The sequence below is a fragment of the Pseudomonas brassicae genome (genome assembly GCF_010671725.1).
GTDB classification, from domain to species: Bacteria; Pseudomonadota; Gammaproteobacteria; order Pseudomonadales; family Pseudomonadaceae; genus Aquipseudomonas; species Aquipseudomonas brassicae.
This window is the reverse complement of the sequence record NZ_JAAHBU010000237.1, coordinates 1-1352: the sequence shown is the minus strand read 5'-3', so window position 1 is coordinate 1352 and position 1352 is coordinate 1. Positions and strand designations below refer to the sequence as shown.

2 protein-coding genes are annotated in these 1352 nt (G+C 62.8%); one reads left to right on the top strand and one right to left on the bottom strand.

The genetic code is table 11. The features are described from left to right. A partial coding sequence (locus G3436_RS16685) for a TetR/AcrR family transcriptional regulator (protein WP_163947067.1) occupies positions 1 to 264 on the bottom strand: 264 nt, incomplete at its 3' end. A gap of 155 nt (positions 265 to 419) precedes the next feature. On the opposite strand from G3436_RS16685, the gene G3436_RS16680 reads away from it, so the two are divergent. After that, positions 420 to 1328: a DUF808 domain-containing protein gene (locus G3436_RS16680; RefSeq protein ID WP_163947064.1), complete on the top strand. Its 909-nt coding sequence runs from the start codon at positions 420 to 422 to the stop codon at positions 1326 to 1328. Positions 1329 to 1352 lie beyond the last annotated feature (24 nt).

Here is a 1352-nt window from a genome sequence, read left to right as displayed (position 1 = left end):
GCGGATGTAGGCGCTGAGCACCTCGTGCGGTTCACCTTCGGCATTGAACGGGGTGGACGCCTGCATGATCGGCTCGATGATGCTCTCGAGCACCTCGCGGTAGAGGTTTTCCTTGGACTTGAAGTAGTAATAGACGTTGGGCTTGGGCAGGCCAGCCTTGGCCGCGATGTCGCTGGTCTTGGTGGCGGCAAAGCCCTTGTCGGCGAATTCCTCGCTGGCCGCGCGCAGGATCAGTTCTTTGTTGCGCTCGCGAATACTGCTCATGGTGGCGCTGTTCCTTGTCTCTGGCCGCATGCGGCAACAGGCCTGGGCGGGCGGTTGCGCATGGTAGCACCGGGTTTGCGCGGCGCTCAAGGTCGCCCCTTTTACCCGCCAACAGGCTAAGCTTGACGCTTTTACCCTTCAGCGGAATATGACGCATGGCAGGAAGCAGTTTGCTGGTACTGATCGACGATATCGCCACGGTACTCGACGATGTCTCGGTCATGACCAAGGTCGCGGCCAAAAAGACTGCCGGGGTACTGGGTGACGACCTGGCCCTCAATGCCCAGCAGGTCACGGGCGTGCGCGCCGAGCGGGAGATCCCGGTGGTGTGGGCGGTGGCCAAGGGGTCGTTCCTGAACAAGCTGATCCTGGTGCCGGCCGCGTTGCTGATCAGTGCCTTCATCCCGTGGGCGGTTACCCCATTGCTGATGATCGGCGGTGCGTACCTGTGTTTCGAGGGCTTCGAGAAGCTCGCGCACAAGTTCCTGCACAGTGCTGAAGAGCAGCAGGCCGGGCATGCGGCGTTGACCGAGGCGGTGGCCAACCCGGCGGTCGACCTGGTGGCGTTCGAAAAAGACAAGATCAAGGGCGCGGTGCGCACCGACTTCATCCTGTCGGCCGAGATCATTGCGATTACCCTGGGGACGGTGGCCGATGCGCCGCTGACCCAGCAGATCATCGTGCTGTCGGGTATCGCGATCGTGATGACCATCGGTGTCTATGGGTTGGTGGCGGGGATCGTCAAGCTGGATGACCTGGGCCTGTGGCTGACGCAGAAGGCCTCGAATGCGGCCAAGGCCGTCGGCAACGGTATCCTGCACGCGGCGCCGTACATGATGAAGGCCCTGTCGGTGATCGGCACGGCGGCCATGTTCCTGGTCGGTGGCGGGATCCTGGTGCATGGCATTGCGCCGCTGCATCACGCCATCGAAGCATTCAGCGAAGGCAACGGCGGGGTGCTGACTTCGACCTTGCTCAATGCAGGCGTGGGGATTGTGGCGGGGGCGGCGGTGCTGGCGGTGGTCACCGTGGTGGGCAAGCTGTGGAAGGCGATCAAAGGCTGATCAAGCGCTTCGCTGGCAAGCCAG

Excerpts from the sequence above, each read along its gene's own strand:
- G3436_RS16680 (WP_163947064.1), top strand. The coding sequence starts at position 420 with ATGGCAGGAAGCAGTTTGCTGGTACTGATCGACGATATCGCCACGGTA.